Below are 20,488 nucleotides of genomic sequence, written 5' to 3' on the forward strand. Positions count from 1 at the left end.
CTTTGCTCCACAATGTCAAGGTTGGATGCAGTTAACACAAAATGGAGGATATGGATCATTTATAATATATTGGAGTAATATATGGAAACTATCAACAGCAGCAACAATACCATACTATACAGGTAAGTATGCAAATAGTAAGAGAGGATTTGGTTTTGTAACTATTGGTGCAAATGTTGATGAATTTCATGCAGCTGCAAATAAAACAAGAAATGATGTTAGAAAAATACTACATGAACAAACAATTAATATGAAAGAGATTGTAGATGGAAATAATTTTGAAATAAAATCTTTTATTAAATCACTTATAAATGAACTTACAGTTATTACTTTTATAATGGTAGTATTAGTAATAGCAATAGCAATTTGGATGTCAAACTATATTCTTTCAAAAATTGATAAACTATTAGTTGGAACTAAAAGATTTGCGAATAATGAGTTAGATTATAGGATTAAAGAGACATCAAATGATGAAATTGGAAAACTAGAAAAGTCATTTAATAAGATGGCTTCAAAAATCAAAAATTTAATTGTTGAGCAAAATGAATTAAATGAACATCTTGAAGAAAAAGTAAAAGAGAAAACAAAAGAACTAACTATTATAAATGCTGAGCTTGAAAATAGAGTAAAACAAGAAGTTTCAAACAATAGACAAAAAGATATGCATTTAGTACAACAAAGCAAAATGGCAAATATTGGTGAGATGGTATCTATGATTATTCATCAATGGAAACAACCTTTAAATGCTATTAGTATGATAAATTCGGGGATTGAATTAAGATTGAAACTAAAACAAAATGATGATGATGCTTTAAGTAAAGATAATCAATCAATTAAAAAGCAAATAAATCTTATGTCAAATACAATGAGTGATTTTAGAGATTTCTTTAAACAAAAAGATAAAACAATTTATAAACTTGATGAAGTAATACATAAAACAATAAATCTAATAAATGACATATATAAATCTCTTGGAGTTAGTATTAATTACAATACTATAAATAAAGATTTAAAAACAGTTGGATATGAAAATGAGCTTATTCAAGTATTATTAAATGTATTAAATAACGCAAGAGATATAATAAAAGAGAAAAATTGTGAAATAAAAAGAATAGATATTGATGTTATATCAATGGGTGATGATATAATAATAGAAGTAAAAGATTATGCAGGTGGAATTGATAAGGCAATTATTGAAAATATTTTTGAACCATATTTTACAACAAAATCTGATGATAAAGGTACAGGACTTGGACTTTATATGTGTAAGTCTATTTTAAATAAAGTTAATGCAGAAATAAATGTAGAAAACTTTTCACAAACTTTTGATAATAAAGAGTACTTTGGAGCGAATTTTAAAATAATTATACAAAATTATAAAGGTTAGATTATAATTAAGAGATTTTTTTATTTAAATTGTTAAAATATTTAATAAATTTTAAAAAGGATAATAATGGCAAAAGCAAAAGAACATCATTTTGATATTTCGGCAAAACTTGATATGCAAGAGATGAAAAATGCAGTTATTCAAGCTCAAAAAGAGGTTGATAATAGATATGATTTTAAAGGTTTAAAAAAAGAGATAGATTTAAATCAAACTACAAAAACTTTATCTATAGTAAGTGCAAGTGATAATAAAGTTGATGCAATTAAAGATATATTAATTTCAAAAATGAATAAAAGAGATATTTCTATTAATTCTCTTGAAGAGTTAAAAGCAGAAGATGCAAGTGGTGGAAATAGAAAAATTACATTTAAAATTATTGATACAATAGAAAAAGAAGAAGCAAAAACAATTCAAACTGAAATAAAAAAACTGAAATTAAAAGTAACAGCAGTTAATCAAGGTGAAGAGATAAGAGTAACTGGAAAAAATATCGATGATTTACAAACAATTATGAAACATTTAAAAAGCTTAGAGCTTAAAGCACCTTTAGTATTTGATAACTTTAGATAGTAGAAAAACTTTTTTTCTACTATTTTTATTAACTTTATAATTAAATTAACTTTTTAGTGGTATGATATCTGCTTATTTTCTAACAAGTAGAGACAATGGAACTTCTAATTATAAAAGCAGTAACTGCTGTAGTAATCGTAATAACACTTTCAATTATCGCTGAAAAAGTTAGTGCAAAATTATCTGGGATTTTATCAGGACTTCCATTAGGAACAATGATTGTTTTGATTTTTTTTGCAATTGAGCATGGAATAAACTATTCTGTTGAAGCATCTTTATACAATATTCATGGTTTACTTGCATTGTTGTCTTTTATAATAGGATATTATATTAGTACCTTTTATAAAAGAAAATTTGATATATTTGTAAGTATTATTGTATCTTTTGTTTTTTATTTAGTAGCTGCATTTATACTAGCTCATGTACCAATACATGTTGTTTTTACACCAATTGCAGTAATTACAATAATTACATTAGCAACAATCTATTTTGCAAAAATACCTGATAATGCAAAAAAAATAAATACAAAAATTACATTTAAAGATTTACTTTTAAGAACTATTTTAACAGTTGTTATATTTTTACTAGTAACATCAATACCAAAAATTGCTCCTGTAAATATTGCAGGTATTTTTTCAGCATTTCCAAGTATGATGTTTCCTTTACTTTTAATAGTTCATTTTAATCATAGTAGTAATCAAGCAAGAACAATACTTAAAAATACACCATCTGGTTTAAGTAGTATTGTTATATTTTGTGTAAGTGTACATTTTACATACCCAATACTTGGAATATTTCTAGGGACACTTATCTCTTTTATAACTTGTATTATTTATATAGTAATTCAGTTAAAGTTACTTGATTATTTTGGTATTAATGTAAATGCAAAACAAAAAAAGAGTGATTTTAAAACTTCTTAAAACATTTTTTTATGTATGAAGTAAACTCTAAAAAGAGTTTACTTTTATATTTATTTTTATGATAAATCATATAAAGCTCTCTATCAAATTTTAGATTTTTTGTTTTTATTTCAAAAAGTTGTTTTTTTTCTAACTCTTTTTTTACTGCTAGTTTTGAAATACAAGTAAGTGTATCTTTGTGTTGAAGTAATATGTCTTTTATCTCTTCAAAGTTTGATATTTCCATTGTGATTTTAAATTCATCAAGATATTTTAATTTACTTAAGAACACTTCTCTTGTGCCAGAACCTTTTTCTCTTAAAATCCATTTTTTGCTATATAATTGGTCTATATAGTACTCTTTTTTTGAAAGAGTTTCATCACTTGTTACTATTATTAAAGAGTCACTTGCAATTCTTTCTTTTATAATATTTGAATCATCAAACTCTTTTTCAATAAAACCTAAATCAATAGTTGAATCTAAAACTTCTTCAATTATCTCTTTTGTATTTTGAGAATATTTTGTAATACTTACTTCATGATTTGAAATAAAATCAAAAATATATGAAGATAAATTAATACTATTAAATGTTTTGCTTGAAGCAATTTTTAACTCACCTTTTAATAAATCATCACTAAAACTATCTTTTAAATTTTTAAGTTCTAAATAAGGCTTTATAGCCTTATTTTTAAAAAATCTTCCTCTTTCATTTAATACTAACTTCTTTCCTACTCTATCAAAAAGATTTTCTCCAATTTTTTTTTCTAAGCTATTTAATGAAATTGAGATTGCTGATTGTGTTAAATTAATCTGTTTTGCAAGATTTGAAATATGAGAGTTTTCACAAAGTTTAAAAAAAATATCTAACTCTTTTAAAGTAAACATAATATTCCTTATTAAAAATATTTATGATTATAACAAAAATAATTAATTTTACAAATTAAAATATAAATTATATACTTTCACAAATATAAAGGAAAATTATAATGAAAGAGAATATTAAAGATAAAAATTTTTATTTAGGACTATGTTTTTTAGCACTTCTTACAGCTTTAGCAAAATATATTTCAAGTTTGCAATTAATTGAAAATCTAGGATTTTCTTTTTTAATTGTTGCAATATTGATTGGAATGATCTTTACAAATATCTTTAAAGTAAAAGTTAGTCCAAAATTTGAAAATTCATTTTCATTTGCTACAAAAACATTGCTTCGTACAGCAATTATTTTTTATGGATTTAGATTGACATTTACAGAGATATATGATGTTGGGTTTCAAGCAATTATTGTTGCAGTTATAGTAGTGTTTTCAACTTTTGTTTTGGGATATTTTATTGGTGTAAAGATATTAAAACTAGATAAAGAAATAACAATTTTAACAAGTGCTGGAAGTGCTATTTGTGGAGCAGCAGCAGTTTTAGCAACAGAAGCTGTTTTGAAAAATAAAGCTTATAAAAGTTCAATTGCAGTTTCAACTGTAGTTTTATTGGGAACAGTTGCAATGTTTTTATATCCATATTTATATAGTATTGATTTTATAAACTTTTTACCAAAAAGTATGGCTATGTACATAGGAGGAACTTTACATGAAGTTGCTCATGTAGTTGGTGCAGCAAATAGTATTTCAAATGATATTATTGCAAAAGATGCAGTTGTTGTTAAGATGATAAGAGTTATGTTAATAGCTCCTTTTTTGATTATATTAATGCTTTTTTTAGCAAAAACATCAACATCAAAAGAGAAAACAAAAATAACAATTCCTTGGTTTGCAATATTTTTTATATTAGTTGCACTATTTAATTCATTTAATTTGATTGATAGTTCAATAATAAATACAATAAATAATATTGATACTTTTTGTTTGGCAATGGCTATGATGGCATTGGGAATAAATACAGATTTTAAGTCATTTTTTAAAGTGGGATTAAAACCAGTTATTTTAGCTTCTATACTGTTTATTTGGTTAAGTGTAGGTGGATATTTTATAGTAAATTTTGCTATAACACTTTAATACACATATTATAAACAAAAATTGTATAAAATATGTTTTTTAAAGGAAGTGGCGTTATGAAAGTTTTACTATTAGAAGATGATAGTGCTTTAAGTGATTTACTTAGTTTTCATCTTGAAGATAAAGGCTATGAAGTTATTGCAAAAACAAATGGGCAAGATGCTTTGGAATATTTAATTGATAATAAAGTAGATTTTGCACTTTTTGATATAAATACTCCTTTAATGTCAGGTTTAGAAGTTTTAAAAGCATTAAGAGAAGATTACAAAAATAGAACACCAATTATTGTATTAACTGCATATCAAGATACTAAGCATTTAAAAGAGTCTTTTGAAAATGGAGTTGATGATTATATTAAAAAGCCTTTTGATTTAGAAGAGCTTGACCAAAGAATTATGAAACTTTGCAAGGTATTTTTTATTAATCAAGATGAAGAGTTAAAACTTTGTGAAAATATAAGTTTTTTTCCTAACTCTTGTGAACTTAAAATTGATAATAGTATCAAAAAAATAGCTTTAAAAGAAAGAGATATTTTAAAATATTTTTGTGCACATAAAAATAGAGTTATTTCAAGTGAAGAGTTACTTCAAAATGTTTGGACTTATGAAGATATGCCAACAGATGCAACAATAAGAGTTTATATTAAAAACTTAAGAGAGTTGCTTGGAAAAGATAGAATAAAAACAATTAGATCAATAGGATATAAATTTGAATAAAGATGAAAGAAAAGCACTTATTAGTTTTTTATCTATTTACGTAGGTTCTGTAATACTTCTTGTTGGATTATTATTGTATTTTTATTATAAAAATGAATTAAAATCAGTTGCAGAACATTGTAATATGCAAATGTCAAATGCAGCAAATGAAATAAAATCACAAATATTAAACTCATACATGAATAAAGAAAAGCTAAAACCAATAAAATTAAAACATAAAGATATACAATATGCACTTTTTGATGAAAATAAAAAATTAATTTTTTCAAATATGCACAAAGAACAAGAGCTTACTTTGAAAAAAAATCTGTATGAAACTCAAGAGTATACATATTATGTGACATATCTTTATGAAAAGAATATTCCTATTAGATATATTGCAATACAAACTTGTACAGGAGTACAGGATAAAAATAAATTAAAAATTATTATGGTTTTAATACTTATTTTTAGTTCTATATTTGTAGGCTTTATAGCTTATTTATTAGCAAAACTTCTTTTAAAGCCAGTACGAGAAAAAGTTGAATCTATGGATAAATTTATAAAAGATTCAGCACATGAACTAAACACACCTATTTTAGTACTTATGACTTCTGTTTCTATGCTTAAAAAAGGTAAAAATCCTGAAAAAATGATGACATATATAATAAGTAGTTCAAAGCAAATCTCACAGCTTTATAATGATATACATTTTTCAACTTTTGAAAAAAATGATGAAAGTTTAGAAGAAGAGTTTTGTTTAAGTGAACTTGTAAGTCATAGTGTTGAGTATTTTAATGATATATCTATTACAAAAAATATAACTATTGAATCAAGTGTTGAACCTTGTAAAATAAAAGTAGATAAAAATAAAATGCAAAAAGTAGTAAATAATTTAATTTCAAATGCAATTAAATATAGTCATAATAACTCTAAAATAATTGTTACTTTAAAAGATGCAGTTTTAACTGTTCAAGATTTTGGAATAGGAATAAGCAAAGAAGAACAGACTGAAATTTTTAAAAGATATAAAAGAGGTAATAATAATGAAGGTGGCTTTGGAATAGGGCTTGATATAGTAAAACAGATTGTTAAAGAGTATAATTTAAACTTGAGTTTAAAATCTATGGAAAATGAAGGCTCACTATTTTCTATAGATTTTACTAAGGTTTTAGTATAAATCAATTAAAAGCATTGCTTTTAATTGATCATTATTCCTACTTATTTTTAAATCACTTCTAATTTTATGTTTACTTAAAGCTCCCTCTAAAGTTTGAAAAATATGCCAAAATCTTTCATTAAAAGGTGCATCTATCTCTTTTATCTCTCTTTTTAATATAACTTCTACAATTGTTTCAATACAATGAAAATAAAAAATCTTATTTTTTGCCCTTTGGATTTTATATTCTCTCATTATTTTAAGATTATTAATAAATGTTTCTCTTTCTATATTACTTAATACAAGATTGTGTTTTACACTATCTTCTTCGTTGTCTAAATGAATTAAATAGCTATTTATCTCTTTGTTCATTGTTTCTTCTAAATGTGGATGATATTTTATTAAAATATCTATGATTTCTTGAGGTGAGATTCTTTGTGCTTTTAGTTCATGGGAGTACTTTCTTTTTTTTTCATGTTTATGGTCAATTGCTAATAAAATATCAATAGCATATTCTAAATAAGCAAATTTATCCTCTTTTCCATCTTTAAAACATACTCCATGTTCATTTATCATGGGTTTTAAACCTGCATACTCTAGTTTCATAACTAGTGTCTCCTTTTATGTTATAGTTAATTGTAACATATCTAATTTTATTTTAAAATGTTTTTTAGAAAAAAGTATATAAAATAGATAAAACCCTAAAAAGAAGAGATATGAATACAAAAATCACCAACTTTAAAACCCATGTATTAGATGAGACAAAATTTGTACATCCTGTAAAAATAACCTTTGAACAAGATGGAAAAAGTAGAAGTTGGGAAGCTGTAAAAAGCTTTGACTCTGTTGCTGTTTTGCTTTTTCATGAAGAAAAAAATGCTTTTTTACTTGTAAAACAGTTTAGACCTCCTGTATATTTAAATGATAAATCAAAAACTTTCACTTATGAACTTTGTGCTGGTTTAGTTGATAAAAATAAAGATTTAAATCAAATAGTAAAAGAAGAAATAGATGAAGAGTGTGGATATGATGTACCTTTGAAAAATATAGAAAAAGTCACTTCTTTTTATACAAATGTTGGTATAAGTGGTGGTTGTCAAAACTTATATTTTGCAAGAATTAATGAATCTATGAAAGTTCATGATGGTGGAGGAATAAATGATGAACAAATTGAACTTATTTTTATACCATTTGATGATTTTAAAGATTTTATTTACGATGAATCAAAAGCAAAAACTCCTGGATTGATGTTTTCTTATTATTGGTTTTTAGATACAAAAAAATCAAAAATTACTACTTAATAAAAATAATAAAGTTAAAATTTACTCTAATACTGTAAATTTTAAACTTTTTATATAAAAAATTTCAAAAATTTCAAAAAAAATTGATAACTTTTATCAGAAATAAATTAATAAAATATTAAGATAATAATAATTTATTTCTTATAAAATAATAATAAATAATACCTATAAATAATAAAAATATGGAAAGGAAATTTTATGTCATTTTTTAAAAAGTTTTTAAATATGAATTCAAATCCCACTGATAATGAATTAGTTGAAGCGATAAAACAAGATAATGTAAAAAAAGTTGAGAAACTACTTGATATTGAGGATATAAACAAAGAAGATGAGGACTTTAAAAGACCAATTGATTTTGCATTGGAGTATTCAAGTATAAAAGTTATGAAATATTTGATTGAAAATAATGCTATCTTAGAAGATACTATTCAAGGTGATAATATCATCTCTTATCTTATAAAAAAAGATGCATCTTTGGAAATGCTTGAATATATGCATAGTATAAATAGTAGTGATAGTACTGTTAATGGAAAAGTTTTGATAGAACTTGCTTTAAATAATACAAATAGTTTTGATACTTTTAAATTTATTTTTGAAAACTTTGGTGTAGAAAGAGAAGAGGGTAAAAGATATCTTATTCATGATATCGTTGATTCTAAAAAGTTTGATTTGAATTTAAAAGTTAAACTTTTAAAACTACTAATTGAAGAGTATGATTTTGATATAAATCATAGCCAAAATGAACTTCCTGCTTCTTCTAGAGTTTTTAACAAAAGAGATATGAAGTTTCTAAAAGAACTAATAAAATTAGGTGTTTGTATAAACTCTATAGCAAAACAGCTTCCTAATTTCTTAGAACAAAAAGAGATAAAAGAATTAAGTCCTTATGTTTTGAAAAATAAACTTAATAAACCTGAGTATATTTTAGGATTATTGGATTTTGATTCATTTAAAGAGTATATAGAGCTTTTAGAAGATGTAAAAAATAAAGAGTTATTAACAAATATTAGTAAAAGTATGATGCTTCATGATAAAGAAAAAGTTAAATTAGCTCAACTTGCATTACAAAGGGGTGTAAATATAAATGAGTTAAATAATGATGGACACAGTGTTAATGCTTTATATACATATACAGCGTATTTCTCTGTACAATCAAATACAACTTTTATAGATTTTTTACTGGAAAATGGTGCACAAATTGAGTGCAATGGATACTCTGCATTTTTTAATGTAGTAAATGATAATGATATAAAATGCACTAAGTATTTAATAACTAAAGGTGCAAATGTAAACTTTGTTAACTATTTTGATAATACAGTTATGAATTTTATTATTCATCCAAAAGCTAATTTTAAAAATGCACAAGAAAGAGTGCAAATGTTTGATTTATTGCTTGAAAATGGTTTAGATATAAATTTACCAATATCTCACTATCAAGATTCAAGTAGTAATACTACACCAATTTTAGAAGCTGTTGCTGATGTAGCACCTAGTGAACTTCTTGAACATATTATTGATAAATTCTCTTCATTGGAAGTTAATTCTTTGACAATGGAATATGTAATAAAAAGAAAAGATATACCTTTAGAAGTAAAAAAAAGAGTAATTGCAAGAAATCCTTATGTAGTATTTGAAAATGAAGAGTATTGTAAAGTTAGAAATGAAAGTTTTGATTCAAATATTTTAGGAATGGCACTTTTTGAAAAAGATGAAGAACTTGTAAATTATATTTTAGATACATATATTGATATAAAAGCTTATTCAGAAGCAAACTCTTATGTTATGAAAGCTGTTTATTATCAATTTGATATACAAACAATTAAAAAACTTATAAAAGCAGACCCTGATTTAAATAGAGTATATTATATCTTCCCAGATGAACCAGAAACACAAACAGTTGTTTCAAGCTTAATACGAGGTTATGATAATTTTGAAATTGATGAAGATTTTAAAGTTGAGATTTTGCAATGTTTAAAAGATAATGGTGCAATTATTGATACTTATTTTGAACGTATTAATAAAACTAAAACACATCTTGATAGTGTTGGAATCTTAATAAATCAAGTTGTAAATAGATTAAAATTTGAATCAAAAGTTTTAGATTTTCTTTTAGATAATGGAGTTGATCCATATAAACCAGTAGCTAACTTAAATGAGTCTCAAATGCATTCAATAGTTAATAGATTTAGATTAATTTCTGATGAGCTTTGTTTACAACATTTGGAATATTTTGAAAGCAAAGGTTATAAAGTAGATTTAGAGCATAAAAATAGCTTTGATACAGATATTTTCCTTGGTGCTTGTATGATGAATAGACCAAAAGTTTTAAAATGGCTAATAAATAAAGGTGCAAATATAAATGTAATTGGAGGTTTTGATAACTCACCTGCATTACATAAAGCTATATCAAACTACAATGACAATGATAATATTGCAAGAGCAGAGACTGTAAGAGTATTAGTTGAAGCAGGTTGTGATATAGAACAAATTGATGTTGAACAATTTACTCCTTTAATGAGTGCTGCAAATTATGGATGCTTTGAAGCTTTAAGAGTTTTACTTGAGTTAAATGCAAATGCAGACTTTTTCAATGAAGAGGGGCAAAGTGCAGCTCATAGAGCAATTTTAGGAAATGAAACATATGATGATGAAGAAAATTCTGAATTAATAAGAGCAAAAATGTTAGCTGCATTAAAAGATGCAGGTGCAAATTTAAACAAAGGTTCAAAAAATATAGTACCTGTTTTACATATGAGTATTTTAGAAAATAAACAACAAATATTTAATACTTTATTAAAACTAGAACTAGATTTAAATGCACAAGATATGAATGGAAGAACACCAATTATGATAGCAATTGCTTATGGTGATATGTATTATGTAAATAGACTTATGAATAATAAAGAAATAGATTTTAAAGTTATTGATTTTAATAATGAATCTATTCACTTTAGTGCTGTTATGAGGTCTGATAAAACTAGTGCAAAAATGTTGAAATTCTTCTTACAACAAGGTATTGAAATTACAAGTGGAAGAGATGGATTATCACTACTTCATGTAGTTGGATACTATGCAAATGAGTATGTTTTAGATCTTGTAAAAGAGTTTTTTGAAGATATGAATATTAAAGATTCACAAGGTTTTACACCTTTAATGTGGGCTTCTTATAGTAACTTAGATATTGAACAAGATAAAAGAGTTGAGGTTATTAAGCAGTTCTTAGAAAATGGTGCAAATATAAATGAAAGATTAGATAATGGAATGAATGCTTTAGCATTAAGTGTTTTAGCTGGTTTTGTTGATGTAACAGATGAACTCATATCACAAGGTTGTGATATTCAAGTTGCTTTAAATAGTTTAAATCAAATAGAAGAAGTTCCAACAGACGCTTTAGAGTATTTAAAAAGTAGATTATAATGTCATTTTTAGATAAGCTGTTTAATGACAATAAAAAAGAAGAGGAATCTTCTTTTTTTGATGATTCATCTGCTTTTTTACATGAAGATAGTTTAGAAGATATCATAAAAAATAAGAGTATTGATTTTATAAAAACAAAAATAGATAGTTCAAACTTTGCAAAAGAAGATGAAGATAATAAAAAAGCATTATATTATGCAACAATACACAAAAGAGTTGATGTATTAAACTACTTATTTGAACTTGGAAGTGATTTCCAAGATGCAAAGGAAACTAAAGGTAGTAGTGCAATAAGTACTATTATCCAATCAAAAAGTATTGATGTTTTAAGTACATTTATAAAATATGGATATAAAATAGAAGTAGAATCTTTAAGTGTTTTAGCAATTGCCTCAAAGCAGGCACCTTTAGAGTTTATCAAGTTTTTAATAAAACTTGATGTTCCTATGATTAGTTATGAAGATGGTTTTGATAAGTTTACTCCTTTAGAGTGTGCTTTGATGAATAAAAGAGAGTATCATATTTTTGAAGCGCTTATACAAGCTGGATGTCCTTTAAATGAAGAAGATAACACCTCTTTTGTATGTCAATTAATATACTCAAATCTTGAGCCAAATACAAAAGCAAAAGTTTTACATCTACTTCATAATCTAAATAAACTTGATTTAAACCAAGTAGATAAAGACAATAATAGCTTATTAAAACTTGCTATACAAAGTGGAGATACTAGATCTTTAAAAGAGTTAATTCTTTTAGGAGCTGATTATAAAGATTTTCACCATGAAATAAAAAGAATGCTTTGTGTGAAAGATTTAGAAGATATAGCCATAGAGTTTGAGAAAAAAGCACAAAGCATTGAAGAGTTTTTATCTTTATTGCCAAAATCAAGTGTGGAAAACTATATTGATAAAACTAAAGATTTAAGTAATAAAACAACTGTTTATCAAATAGTTACAAATGCAAGATTAACTGAAGTTGAAAAACTCTATCTTTTACAAAAAGCTGTAAGTAAAAATGCAAGTATTGAATTGACTGAAAAAAAAGATACAAATGTACTTTATGAAGTTTGTAAAAGTTTAGATATTTCAAAAGATATTTGTGTTGCTAGGTTTTTACTTGAAAAAGGTGCAAAAATAGAAACTAGTGAACATAGTGCTCTTTTTTATGCAGTCTATAATTATCATCTACTTTTAATAAATCTTCTTTTAGAGTTTAAAGCTAATGTAAACTTTGTAGATAAGAATAATGAAGGAGTAATAAAATATTTTTATAAAGAAAATAGTGTTGTCAATAGTATTAGTAAAAAAAGAGAAGTTTTAAAGCTTTTAGTTGATTATGGTTTAAATATTAATACAAAGTGTTCTTGCAAAGAGTTTTTTAAAGAAACAAAAAAAGAGGAAGAGTATAAAGAGGATTTCATCTCTTTTTTTACACTTTTTATAATACAAAATGAACATAAAGTTTTGGAGTATATTTTAGATGATTTAAGATTAGATATAACAGATGATGATTGTATATTTTATGCAATTGTTTATCTAAGAAAAGATGAAATATTAAAAAAAATCATAAAAATAAATCCATATTATATAAAAAAAGATTTTTATAAATATGAAGAAAAAACAGAAGATGCAAATATAATACTTTTAGGTTCAATATATTTATCTTTAAAAACCTTTGAATACCTTGTGGATACATATAGTAATTTAAAAGCTTATAGTGAAATAAAACCAATTATTTTAGAGTTTTATGAACATAGATTTTTTACTTTAGAGTTTATTGAAAAGATGATAAAAAGAGATTCTAATATAAATAGATACTATACTTTTAAAGATGAAAATGGCAATTTACAAAAGCAAACAATATTATCTTATATCGTAAAAAAAGCGGCAACTGCAAATAGTGAACATAAAAGTTTTAAAGTAGTTGAACTACTTTTAAAAAATGGTGCAGATGTAAATTGTCATACAATTTGTGCAAATAATATTAACTCTATTAAAAATATATCTATTTTTATTGAAGCTTTCAATAAAGAAAAGATAAATAAACATCTTTTAGATTTACTTTATGAATATGGTGCTAGTTTAACTGCTCCTATAAAAGAAAGCTTAAATGAGATGCCTATTCAATCACTCATTCAAAGATACATTACAAATGATGATTTAGCTGTTGAGTATTTAGAATATTGTTTTAATAAAGATACTTTTGATTTAGAACATAAAAATAGTCATGATACAACTATTCTCTTATCAGCTTCAATGTCTTGTTTACCTAAAACATTAACATATTTAGCAAATAAAGGTGCAAATATAAAAATAACTGGTGGAGTTGATAATTTAGATGCTTTACATACAGCTATTGTAACTTATCCTCATGTTGGAACTCTTCAAAGAGCAAAAGCAGTTGTTACTTTAGTAAAACTTGGTTTAGATATTGAGAAATTTAGTGTAGAACAAAAAACTGCATTAATGGCAGCTTGTAGTGTAGGTGCAAGGGAAGTTGTAAAAGAGTTGATCCTTTTAGGTGCAAATGTAAATGCTATAAATGATAGTAATCAAAATGCAGTACATCATGCAGTAATTGGTCAAGATAGCTATGATTTTTCTTTTAGATTTGAGACTAATAAAAGTAAAATCATAATTGACTTAGCAAAAGCTGGTGCAAATATAAATCTTTGTGAATACGCTGGTGCTACACCACTTATTTATGCAATAAAATTAAACTGTAAAGAGATATTTGATACTTTACTTAATCTAAATGTAGATATAAATACTTTTGATTATACTGATACTTTACCTTTATATTATGCACTTTTAATTAAAGATTTGTACTTTATAAATATGCTTTATAAAACTAAAAAACTTGATGTAAATAAAGCAAATAAATTTAACTATACAGTCTTACATCAACTTTTAGTTTTAGATTTTCATAATAAGATTTTTGAAGAGATTTTAGAAACTTTAATTAATATGGATTTTGATATAAACTATCATGATGATATTGAACCAGCTCTTTTGATGTATGTAAAAACTATGAATTTTGTAAGTCAACGTAGTGTTGGTTTTGTAAAAAGTGAAAAAAAACCAAAAGAGAACGAAGATAAAATAGCAAAACTATTTGTAAAATATAAAGCAGATGTTCAACTTTGTATTGATATTGCAAACAAGCAAAATGAATCAGATGATATAATAAACTATTTACAAACTTTAAAAGACTTATAAAACTTATTGTGTTGGTTTGTAACCAACACAATTTGCCTTGATACTTTGATTATGATAAAATAAATAACTTTTTATTATAATGGAGAAAATTTGAAAAATAATATTATAAAAGTAGTTATGCTTACTCTATTTTTTAGCACTAGTTTATTTGCACAAGAAAAAATAACCTTACAGTTAAAGTGGTTTCATCAGTTTCAATTTGCTGGATATTATGCTGCAAAAGAGAAAGGTTTTTATAAAGATGTTGGCTTAGATGTTGAAATAAAACAAAGAGACTTAGCCAAAAACTATATTGAAGAAGTACTAAATAATGAGTCTTATTATGGAATTGCAGATTCAATACTTTTATTATATAAATCAAGAAAAAAACCAGTTGTATTAGTATCTACAATTTTTCAACATGCTCCTAGTATTTTACTATCATTAAAAGATAGTAAAATAGATTCTCCTTATAAACTTGATAATAAAAATATGATTTTTTATGAAAACGATGCACATGGTTTTACAATACTTGCATTATTAAAAAAACTTAAAGTAAAGCCAAACATAATTAGAGAAAGAGGAAAAGATGATTATAAAAGACTAATAGACAAAACTGTTGATGTTATGCCTGGATATATCTCAAATGAACCTTTTTATTTTAAAGAAAAAGGTATAGAAGTAAACATAATAAATCCTGCAAACTATGGTTTTGATTTTTATGGAGATATGATTTTTACAAGTCAAAAAGAGCTAAAAAACAATCCCTTGCGAGTTAAAAAGTTCAAAGAAGCTACTTTAAAAGGTTGGGAGTATGCTTTAGAAAATAAAGAAGAGATTATATCTTTAATTAGACAAAAGTATACAAAAAGAAAAAGCATAGAACATCTAAGATTAGAAGCAGATGCCATTGATAGGTTAATATCAAAAGATACTATTGCTTTAGGAACTTTGGATAAAGGAAGACTAAGATACATTAATACAATTTTTGAAGAGTATTCATCAGAAAAAATCAATGATTTAGACTTTGAAAATTTTATTTTTGAGGAAGAGTCTAACTTATATGATTTTTCAAAAGAAGAGTTGGAGTTTATAAAAAATAATCCAGTTTTAAAAGTGCAAAATCTTAATTTTTTTCCTCCATATAATTTTGTGGAAAATAAAAAAGCAAAAGGTTTTGTAATTGATTACTTTAAGTATATTAGTTCTATAACTAACTTAAAGTTTGAGTTTGTACAAAGTCCTTCTTGGGGTAGTTATGAAAAAATGCTTAAAAATAAAGATGTTGATATTATTCCAAATATTGCAAAAACTAAAACAAGAGAAAAGTTTGTGTTATATAGTGATTTTAATTATATATCTTATATTCCTGCATTTGTTGGTAAAAAAGATATAAAGTTAAGTAATAAACTAAAAGATTTAGATGGCAAAATTATTGCAGTTTTAAATAACTCTTTTTTACATAATAGTATTAAAAAAAATTATCAAAATATCTCTTTATTAACAGTACCATCTTCTGAAAAATCTATTGAAATGGTTTTGGAAAATAAAGCTGATCTTGCACTTGGTAATCTATCTACTTTTGAGTATATTATTAAAAAAAATTGGTACACGAACTTAAAAACTTCAACACTTGAAACAAACTTAAAAACTTCAAAAGTTAATTTATATATGGGCTATGCAAAAGATAACTTATTATTAAAATCTATTTTAGAAAAGATAAATGATAAAATCCCTCCTTCAAAAATTGATGAGTTACAAAGAAAATGGTCTAAACTTGATATGGAAGAAAATAGTATTATTTTAAGTGAAAAAGAAAAAGAGTATATTAATAAAAAAGAAGAAATAAAAGTTTGTATTGATCCTGAATGGATGCCATTTGAAAAACTAAAAGATAATAAGATTTTTGGTATGTCATCTGATTATGTACAATATTTTGAAAAAAAATTAGCCAAGCCTTTTTCTTTGGTTCCTACTAAAAACTGGACACAAACATTAGAGTTTGTAAAAAATAGAAAGTGTGATCTTATTCCAATGCTTTTTAAAAATAAAGAAAGAGAAGAGTATTTAAACTTTTCAAAAAATTATTTAACTTTTCCTTTAGTATTAGCCACAAGATTAGAAGAAACATTTACAAATGATGTATCAAGTGCCTTTGGTAAAAAAGTAGGGTATGTAAAAAACTATGCATATACAGAATTTTTCAAGAAAAAGTATCCAAAGATTGAATTAGTAGCAGTTGAATCTGTGATAGATGGCTTAGAAAAAGTGAAAAATAATAAGCTTTATGGTGTTATTGGTATACTTCCTACTATTGGCTATTATATTCAAAAAGATTATTTTACACAATTAAAAGTTTCTACTAAGTTTGATAAAGAGTGGAGTTTGTATATAGGAACAAGAAATGATGAAGCTATTTTAAACTCAATAATGAATAAACTAATTGATACTATAACACCAGAAAAACATAATGAGATTTATAAAAATTGGGTTACAGTTAAATATCATGAAACTATTGATTTAAAAAAAATAATTGCAATAAGTAGTTTTTTAATGTTGATTATATTTATAATTTTATATAAAAATAGAACAATTAATAGTATAAATAGAAAAATGAGTAAATATTTAAATATGATAGATAATAATGTTTTGACAACAAGTACAGATATAAAAGGAAATATAACATATGTTTCAAAAGCATTTTTAGATATTAGCCAATATAAAAAAGAAGAGCTTATTGGTAAAAATCACAATATCATAAGACACAAAGATATGGACAAAGCAGTTTTCAAAGATTTATGGACTACAATAAAATCTGGGAAAAACTGGAAAGGTGAAATTAAAAATAAGAAAAAAGATGGTGGATATTTTTGGACAAATACTGTAATTACACCTGAGTTTAATAAAGGTAAAATTGTAGCTTTTACAGCAATTAGAGAAGATATAACAGATAAAAAAATAATCGAAGAGATATCTATAACTGATGGTTTGACAAATATTTACAATAGACGACACTTTGATAAGATGTTGCCAGATTATATAAATAATGCAAAAAGAAATAATGAGATTATAACTTTTGTGATGATGGATATTGATCACTTTAAACAATACAATGATAATTATGGGCATCAAAAAGGAGATGAAGTTCTTATTGAAGTTGCAAAAGTGTTAAAAGAGTATATGAAAAGAGCAGATGATTATTGTTTTAGATTAGGTGGAGAAGAGTTTGGATTATTGTATAAATCAAATGATATTTCAAAATCAAAAGAGTTTGCACTAAAGATTTTAACTGGTATTGAAAATATGAAAATTGAGCATAAATATAGCAGTATAAGTGATTATATTACTGTTTCTATGGGTGCATCTTGTCAAGATGCATCAAATATAAGTAATGTAGATAATTTGTATAAAACTACTGATGATTTACTTTATAAATCAAAAAAAGAAGGAAGAAATAGAGTTTCTTTTAATACTTGATATATTTTATAAACTTTTATAACTACATAAAAACTGTTCGTGCTTAGCTACTCTAAAACATTTAGTGCAGTAGAACTTGGGTTTTTTTATCTCTTTTAAAATTTGTTTTTTTAAAGACTCAAGTTCTGCTTTTTTTATTTTGCATAACTTCTTCATTTTAAATCCTTTGGTTTATATTAAGACAATAAAAATATAAAGAAAATAAAGATAGAAAACTAATTTTTCATGTAATAAAAAAATAGTGTTAATTTTGCTAGAATATGCAATCTTAAAAAAAGGGTAACTTTGCCAAGAAAAAAGTTGAAAAAAATACTACCATCACATGAAAAAGTTAAACAACAAAAATACTTAAAAATTTTTGGAAAACTTTTACATAAAACTGAAATTTGGGGATTATCAAGAAGAAAAGTATCAACTGGTGTTTTTATTGGTGTTTTTGTAGCTTGTTTACCCATGCCTTTTCAAATGATTTTAGCTTGTCTTTTAGCAATTGTGTTAAATGCAAATTTACCCATAAGTTTTGCTTTGATATTTATAAGTAATCCTATTACAATGCCACCACTTTTTTATTTTGAGTATCAAATAGGAAAACTAATCTTTCAGCCTGAAAATCCTGTTGAGTTTAACTTTGATTCTATGTACGATAATTTTGAGCAAATAGCTTTGTATTTATGGAGTGGAGCAATAGTATTAGGAGTAATAAGTGCCTCTATTAGTATGTATTTAGTTAGTTTTATATGGATTAAAACAGTTAGAAAAAATAGAAAAAATAAAGGCTCTTCTAACTAGAAGAGCTTTGTTTTATTTTTTTTAGTAAGTTTAACTTTGTCGTCCAAAGTTTTTGGGATAAATCAACATAATATTTGTGAGGATTCTCAAATCTTAACATCTCATCCCATAAGTGATTTAACTCATTTTTTGTATGTTCTTTTATTTCCTCTATTGAAGGTAGTTTATATACTAACTCTCCATTTTTATAAATAGGTAGTTTTAAATCTTTTAAAATATAGTTTTCAAAAGTTTTTGTTTTCCAAGTATGCACAGGATCAAAAATAGTCAATGATTCTTTTTCATCATATACTTCATCATGTACAGCAATTAAATCAGCTTTTGCTTTGTTTGTTTCTTTATCATAGATTCTATATAGTTTTTTAAAGTGTGGAGTTGTTATTTTTACTGGATTATCACTTATTTTTATTTTAGGAATAATCTTTTCATTCTCTTCTATGGCAGCAAGTTTATAAACACCTCCAAAAACTGGGTTACTTTTTGCTGTTACAAGTCTTTCTCCTACTCCAAAGATATCTATTGGAGCACCTTGATTTAGTAATGTTTCAATTAAAATCTCATCAAGTGCATTACTTACAACAATCTTACAGTTTTCAAGTCCTGCTTCATCTAGCATTTTTCTTGACTCTTTTGATAAGTATGTTAAATCTCCTGAGTCTATACGAACTGCAAAATCTTTGATACCCTTTGGCAATAACTCTTCTTTGATTACTTTTATTGCATTTGGTATTCCACTTCTTAAAGTATCATATGTGTCAACTAGTAAAGTTGTATTATTTGGATAAGTTTTTGCATAAACTCTAAAAGCTTCTTCTTCACTTTCAAACATTTGAATCCAAGAGTGAGCCATAGTTCCACTACATGGAATACCATATAAACAACTAGCCAAAGTATTACTTGTAGCATCAATCCCTGCAATATAAGCTGCTCTTGAGCCACTATTTGCACTACTAATTCCATGGGCTCTTCTTGCTCCCATCTCTAATACAGTTCTACCTTTTGCTGCATTTTTAATTCTACTAGCTTTTGTTGCAATTAAAGATTGGTGATTAAAGCTAAGAAGTAAAAAAGTCTCTAATATTTGTGCTTGAACAATATTTGCCCGTACAGTTAAAACAGGTTCATTTGGAAAAATTACAGTACCTTCTTTTACACTATAAATATCTCCTGTAAATTTAAAATCTTCTAAGTAGTTGATAAATTCATCACTAAAAAGATTGTAGCTTTTTAAATACTCTAAATCCTCTTGTGAAAATTTTATATTCTCAATATAATTTATAATACTTTCAAGCCCTGCAAATATAGCATAACCACCATTGTCAGGTACTCTTCTAAAGGATAAATCAAAATAGACAATTTTATCTTTTAGTTCTGAATTAAAATACCCATTTGCCATTGTAAACTCATAAAAATCTATTAACATTGTTTCATTTTTGTTATTCATTATTCTCTTTCTTGGTTATTTTATTTTATGCATTATATTAAAATAAGTATAAATAGCTTCTAGTAAAAATATATTTGTATAGAAAATAATTTTAGATTAAACTGTTACTTTAATAATCATTGTTATATCAAATATTATTTTTC

Annotated in this window: 15 protein-coding genes; 11 read left to right on the top strand and 4 right to left on the bottom strand. The window is 24.8% G+C overall.

What is annotated here, in order from left to right; genetic code table 11:
* From ACTCCZ_RS11655 to ACTCCZ_RS11665, 3 genes are all read left to right on the top strand, one after another.
* Positions 1 to 1,387 (top strand): ATP-binding protein (locus tag ACTCCZ_RS11655; protein WP_463187362.1); only part of this gene is annotated, 1,387 nt, incomplete at its 5' end.
* A 66-nt stretch (positions 1,388 to 1,453) separates the two neighbouring features.
* On the top strand, positions 1,454 to 1,957 hold the full coding sequence (locus ACTCCZ_RS11660) for a YajQ family cyclic di-GMP-binding protein (protein WP_079578625.1): 504 nt from the start codon (positions 1,454 to 1,456) through the stop codon (positions 1,955 to 1,957).
* 95 nt (positions 1,958 to 2,052) lie between these two features.
* Entirely contained in the window at positions 2,053 to 2,877 is an 825-nt protein-coding gene (locus ACTCCZ_RS11665) for a hypothetical protein (protein ID WP_228145324.1), read from the top strand.
* Here the strand turns inward: ACTCCZ_RS11665 and ACTCCZ_RS11670 are convergent.
* Complete coding sequence (locus ACTCCZ_RS11670; RefSeq protein ID WP_079578623.1) at positions 2,864 to 3,742, bottom strand: LysR substrate-binding domain-containing protein; 879 nt, start codon at positions 3,740 to 3,742, stop codon at positions 2,864 to 2,866. The two genes, ACTCCZ_RS11665 and ACTCCZ_RS11670, sit on opposite strands and share 14 nt — an antisense overlap.
* A gap of 101 nt (positions 3,743 to 3,843) precedes the next feature.
* On the opposite strand from ACTCCZ_RS11670, the gene ACTCCZ_RS11675 reads away from it, so the two are divergent.
* From ACTCCZ_RS11675 to ACTCCZ_RS11685, 3 genes are read left to right on the top strand one after another with little or no spacing between them, the layout of a single operon-like run.
* Positions 3,844 to 4,866: a YeiH family protein gene (locus tag ACTCCZ_RS11675; RefSeq protein ID WP_079578621.1), complete on the top strand. Its 1,023-nt coding sequence runs from the start codon at positions 3,844 to 3,846 to the stop codon at positions 4,864 to 4,866.
* Between the two features lie 56 nt (positions 4,867 to 4,922).
* Positions 4,923 to 5,582 carry a response regulator transcription factor gene (locus ACTCCZ_RS11680; protein WP_079578619.1) on the top strand — a complete coding sequence of 220 codons (660 nt, stop codon included), beginning with the start codon at positions 4,923 to 4,925 and terminating at the stop codon, positions 5,580 to 5,582.
* Positions 5,575 to 6,741: a sensor histidine kinase gene (locus tag ACTCCZ_RS11685; RefSeq protein ID WP_079578617.1), complete on the top strand. Its 1,167-nt coding sequence runs from the start codon at positions 5,575 to 5,577 to the stop codon at positions 6,739 to 6,741. The genes ACTCCZ_RS11680 and ACTCCZ_RS11685 overlap by 8 nt, the downstream gene beginning before the upstream one ends.
* Here the strand turns inward: ACTCCZ_RS11685 and ACTCCZ_RS11690 are convergent.
* The gene (locus tag ACTCCZ_RS11690) at positions 6,733 to 7,326 is read right to left on the bottom strand and encodes a hypothetical protein (protein ID WP_079578615.1); all 594 of its coding nucleotides are present in this window, start codon (positions 7,324 to 7,326) and stop codon (positions 6,733 to 6,735) included. The genes ACTCCZ_RS11685 and ACTCCZ_RS11690 overlap by 9 nt on opposite strands.
* Before the next feature lie 110 nt (positions 7,327 to 7,436).
* On the opposite strand from ACTCCZ_RS11690, the gene ACTCCZ_RS11695 reads away from it, so the two are divergent.
* The 4 genes from ACTCCZ_RS11695 to ACTCCZ_RS11710 all read left to right on the top strand — a co-directional run bounded on the left by ACTCCZ_RS11695 (position 7,437) and on the right by ACTCCZ_RS11710 (position 18,112).
* Positions 7,437 to 8,021 carry an NUDIX domain-containing protein gene (locus ACTCCZ_RS11695; RefSeq protein ID WP_079578613.1) on the top strand — a complete coding sequence of 195 codons (585 nt, stop codon included), beginning with the start codon at positions 7,437 to 7,439 and terminating at the stop codon, positions 8,019 to 8,021.
* Between the two features lie 198 nt (positions 8,022 to 8,219).
* On the top strand, positions 8,220 to 11,438 hold the full coding sequence (locus tag ACTCCZ_RS11700; RefSeq protein ID WP_079578611.1) for an ankyrin repeat domain-containing protein: 3,219 nt from the start codon (positions 8,220 to 8,222) through the stop codon (positions 11,436 to 11,438).
* Positions 11,438 to 14,656: an ankyrin repeat domain-containing protein gene (locus ACTCCZ_RS11705; protein WP_079578609.1), complete on the top strand. Its 3,219-nt coding sequence runs from the start codon at positions 11,438 to 11,440 to the stop codon at positions 14,654 to 14,656. Before ACTCCZ_RS11700 ends, ACTCCZ_RS11705 begins: the two co-directional genes overlap by 1 nt.
* Before the next feature lie 90 nt (positions 14,657 to 14,746).
* Positions 14,747 to 18,112, top strand: coding sequence for an ABC transporter substrate-binding protein (locus tag ACTCCZ_RS11710; protein WP_079578607.1), 3,366 nt, complete (start codon positions 14,747 to 14,749; stop codon positions 18,110 to 18,112).
* A 6-nt stretch (positions 18,113 to 18,118) separates the two neighbouring features.
* Here the strand turns inward: ACTCCZ_RS11710 and ACTCCZ_RS11715 are convergent, their stop codons facing one another.
* Positions 18,119 to 18,268 (bottom strand): hypothetical protein, encoded by a 150-nt coding sequence (locus ACTCCZ_RS11715; protein WP_165773036.1) that lies wholly within the window; start codon positions 18,266 to 18,268, stop codon positions 18,119 to 18,121.
* 129 nt (positions 18,269 to 18,397) lie between these two features.
* Here ACTCCZ_RS11715 and ACTCCZ_RS11720 point away from each other — a divergent pair, with 129 nt between their 5' ends.
* Complete coding sequence (locus ACTCCZ_RS11720) at positions 18,398 to 18,901, top strand: DUF2062 domain-containing protein (protein ID WP_463187365.1); 504 nt, start codon at positions 18,398 to 18,400, stop codon at positions 18,899 to 18,901.
* Here the strand turns inward: ACTCCZ_RS11720 and ACTCCZ_RS11725 are convergent.
* Positions 18,894 to 20,345, bottom strand: a complete 1,452-nt coding sequence (locus ACTCCZ_RS11725) for a nicotinate phosphoribosyltransferase (RefSeq protein WP_079578603.1) — start codon at positions 20,343 to 20,345, stop codon at positions 18,894 to 18,896. The two genes, ACTCCZ_RS11720 and ACTCCZ_RS11725, sit on opposite strands and share 8 nt — an antisense overlap.
* Positions 20,346 to 20,488: the final 143 nt, after the last annotated feature.

Source organism: Malaciobacter sp., from assembly GCF_055140965.1.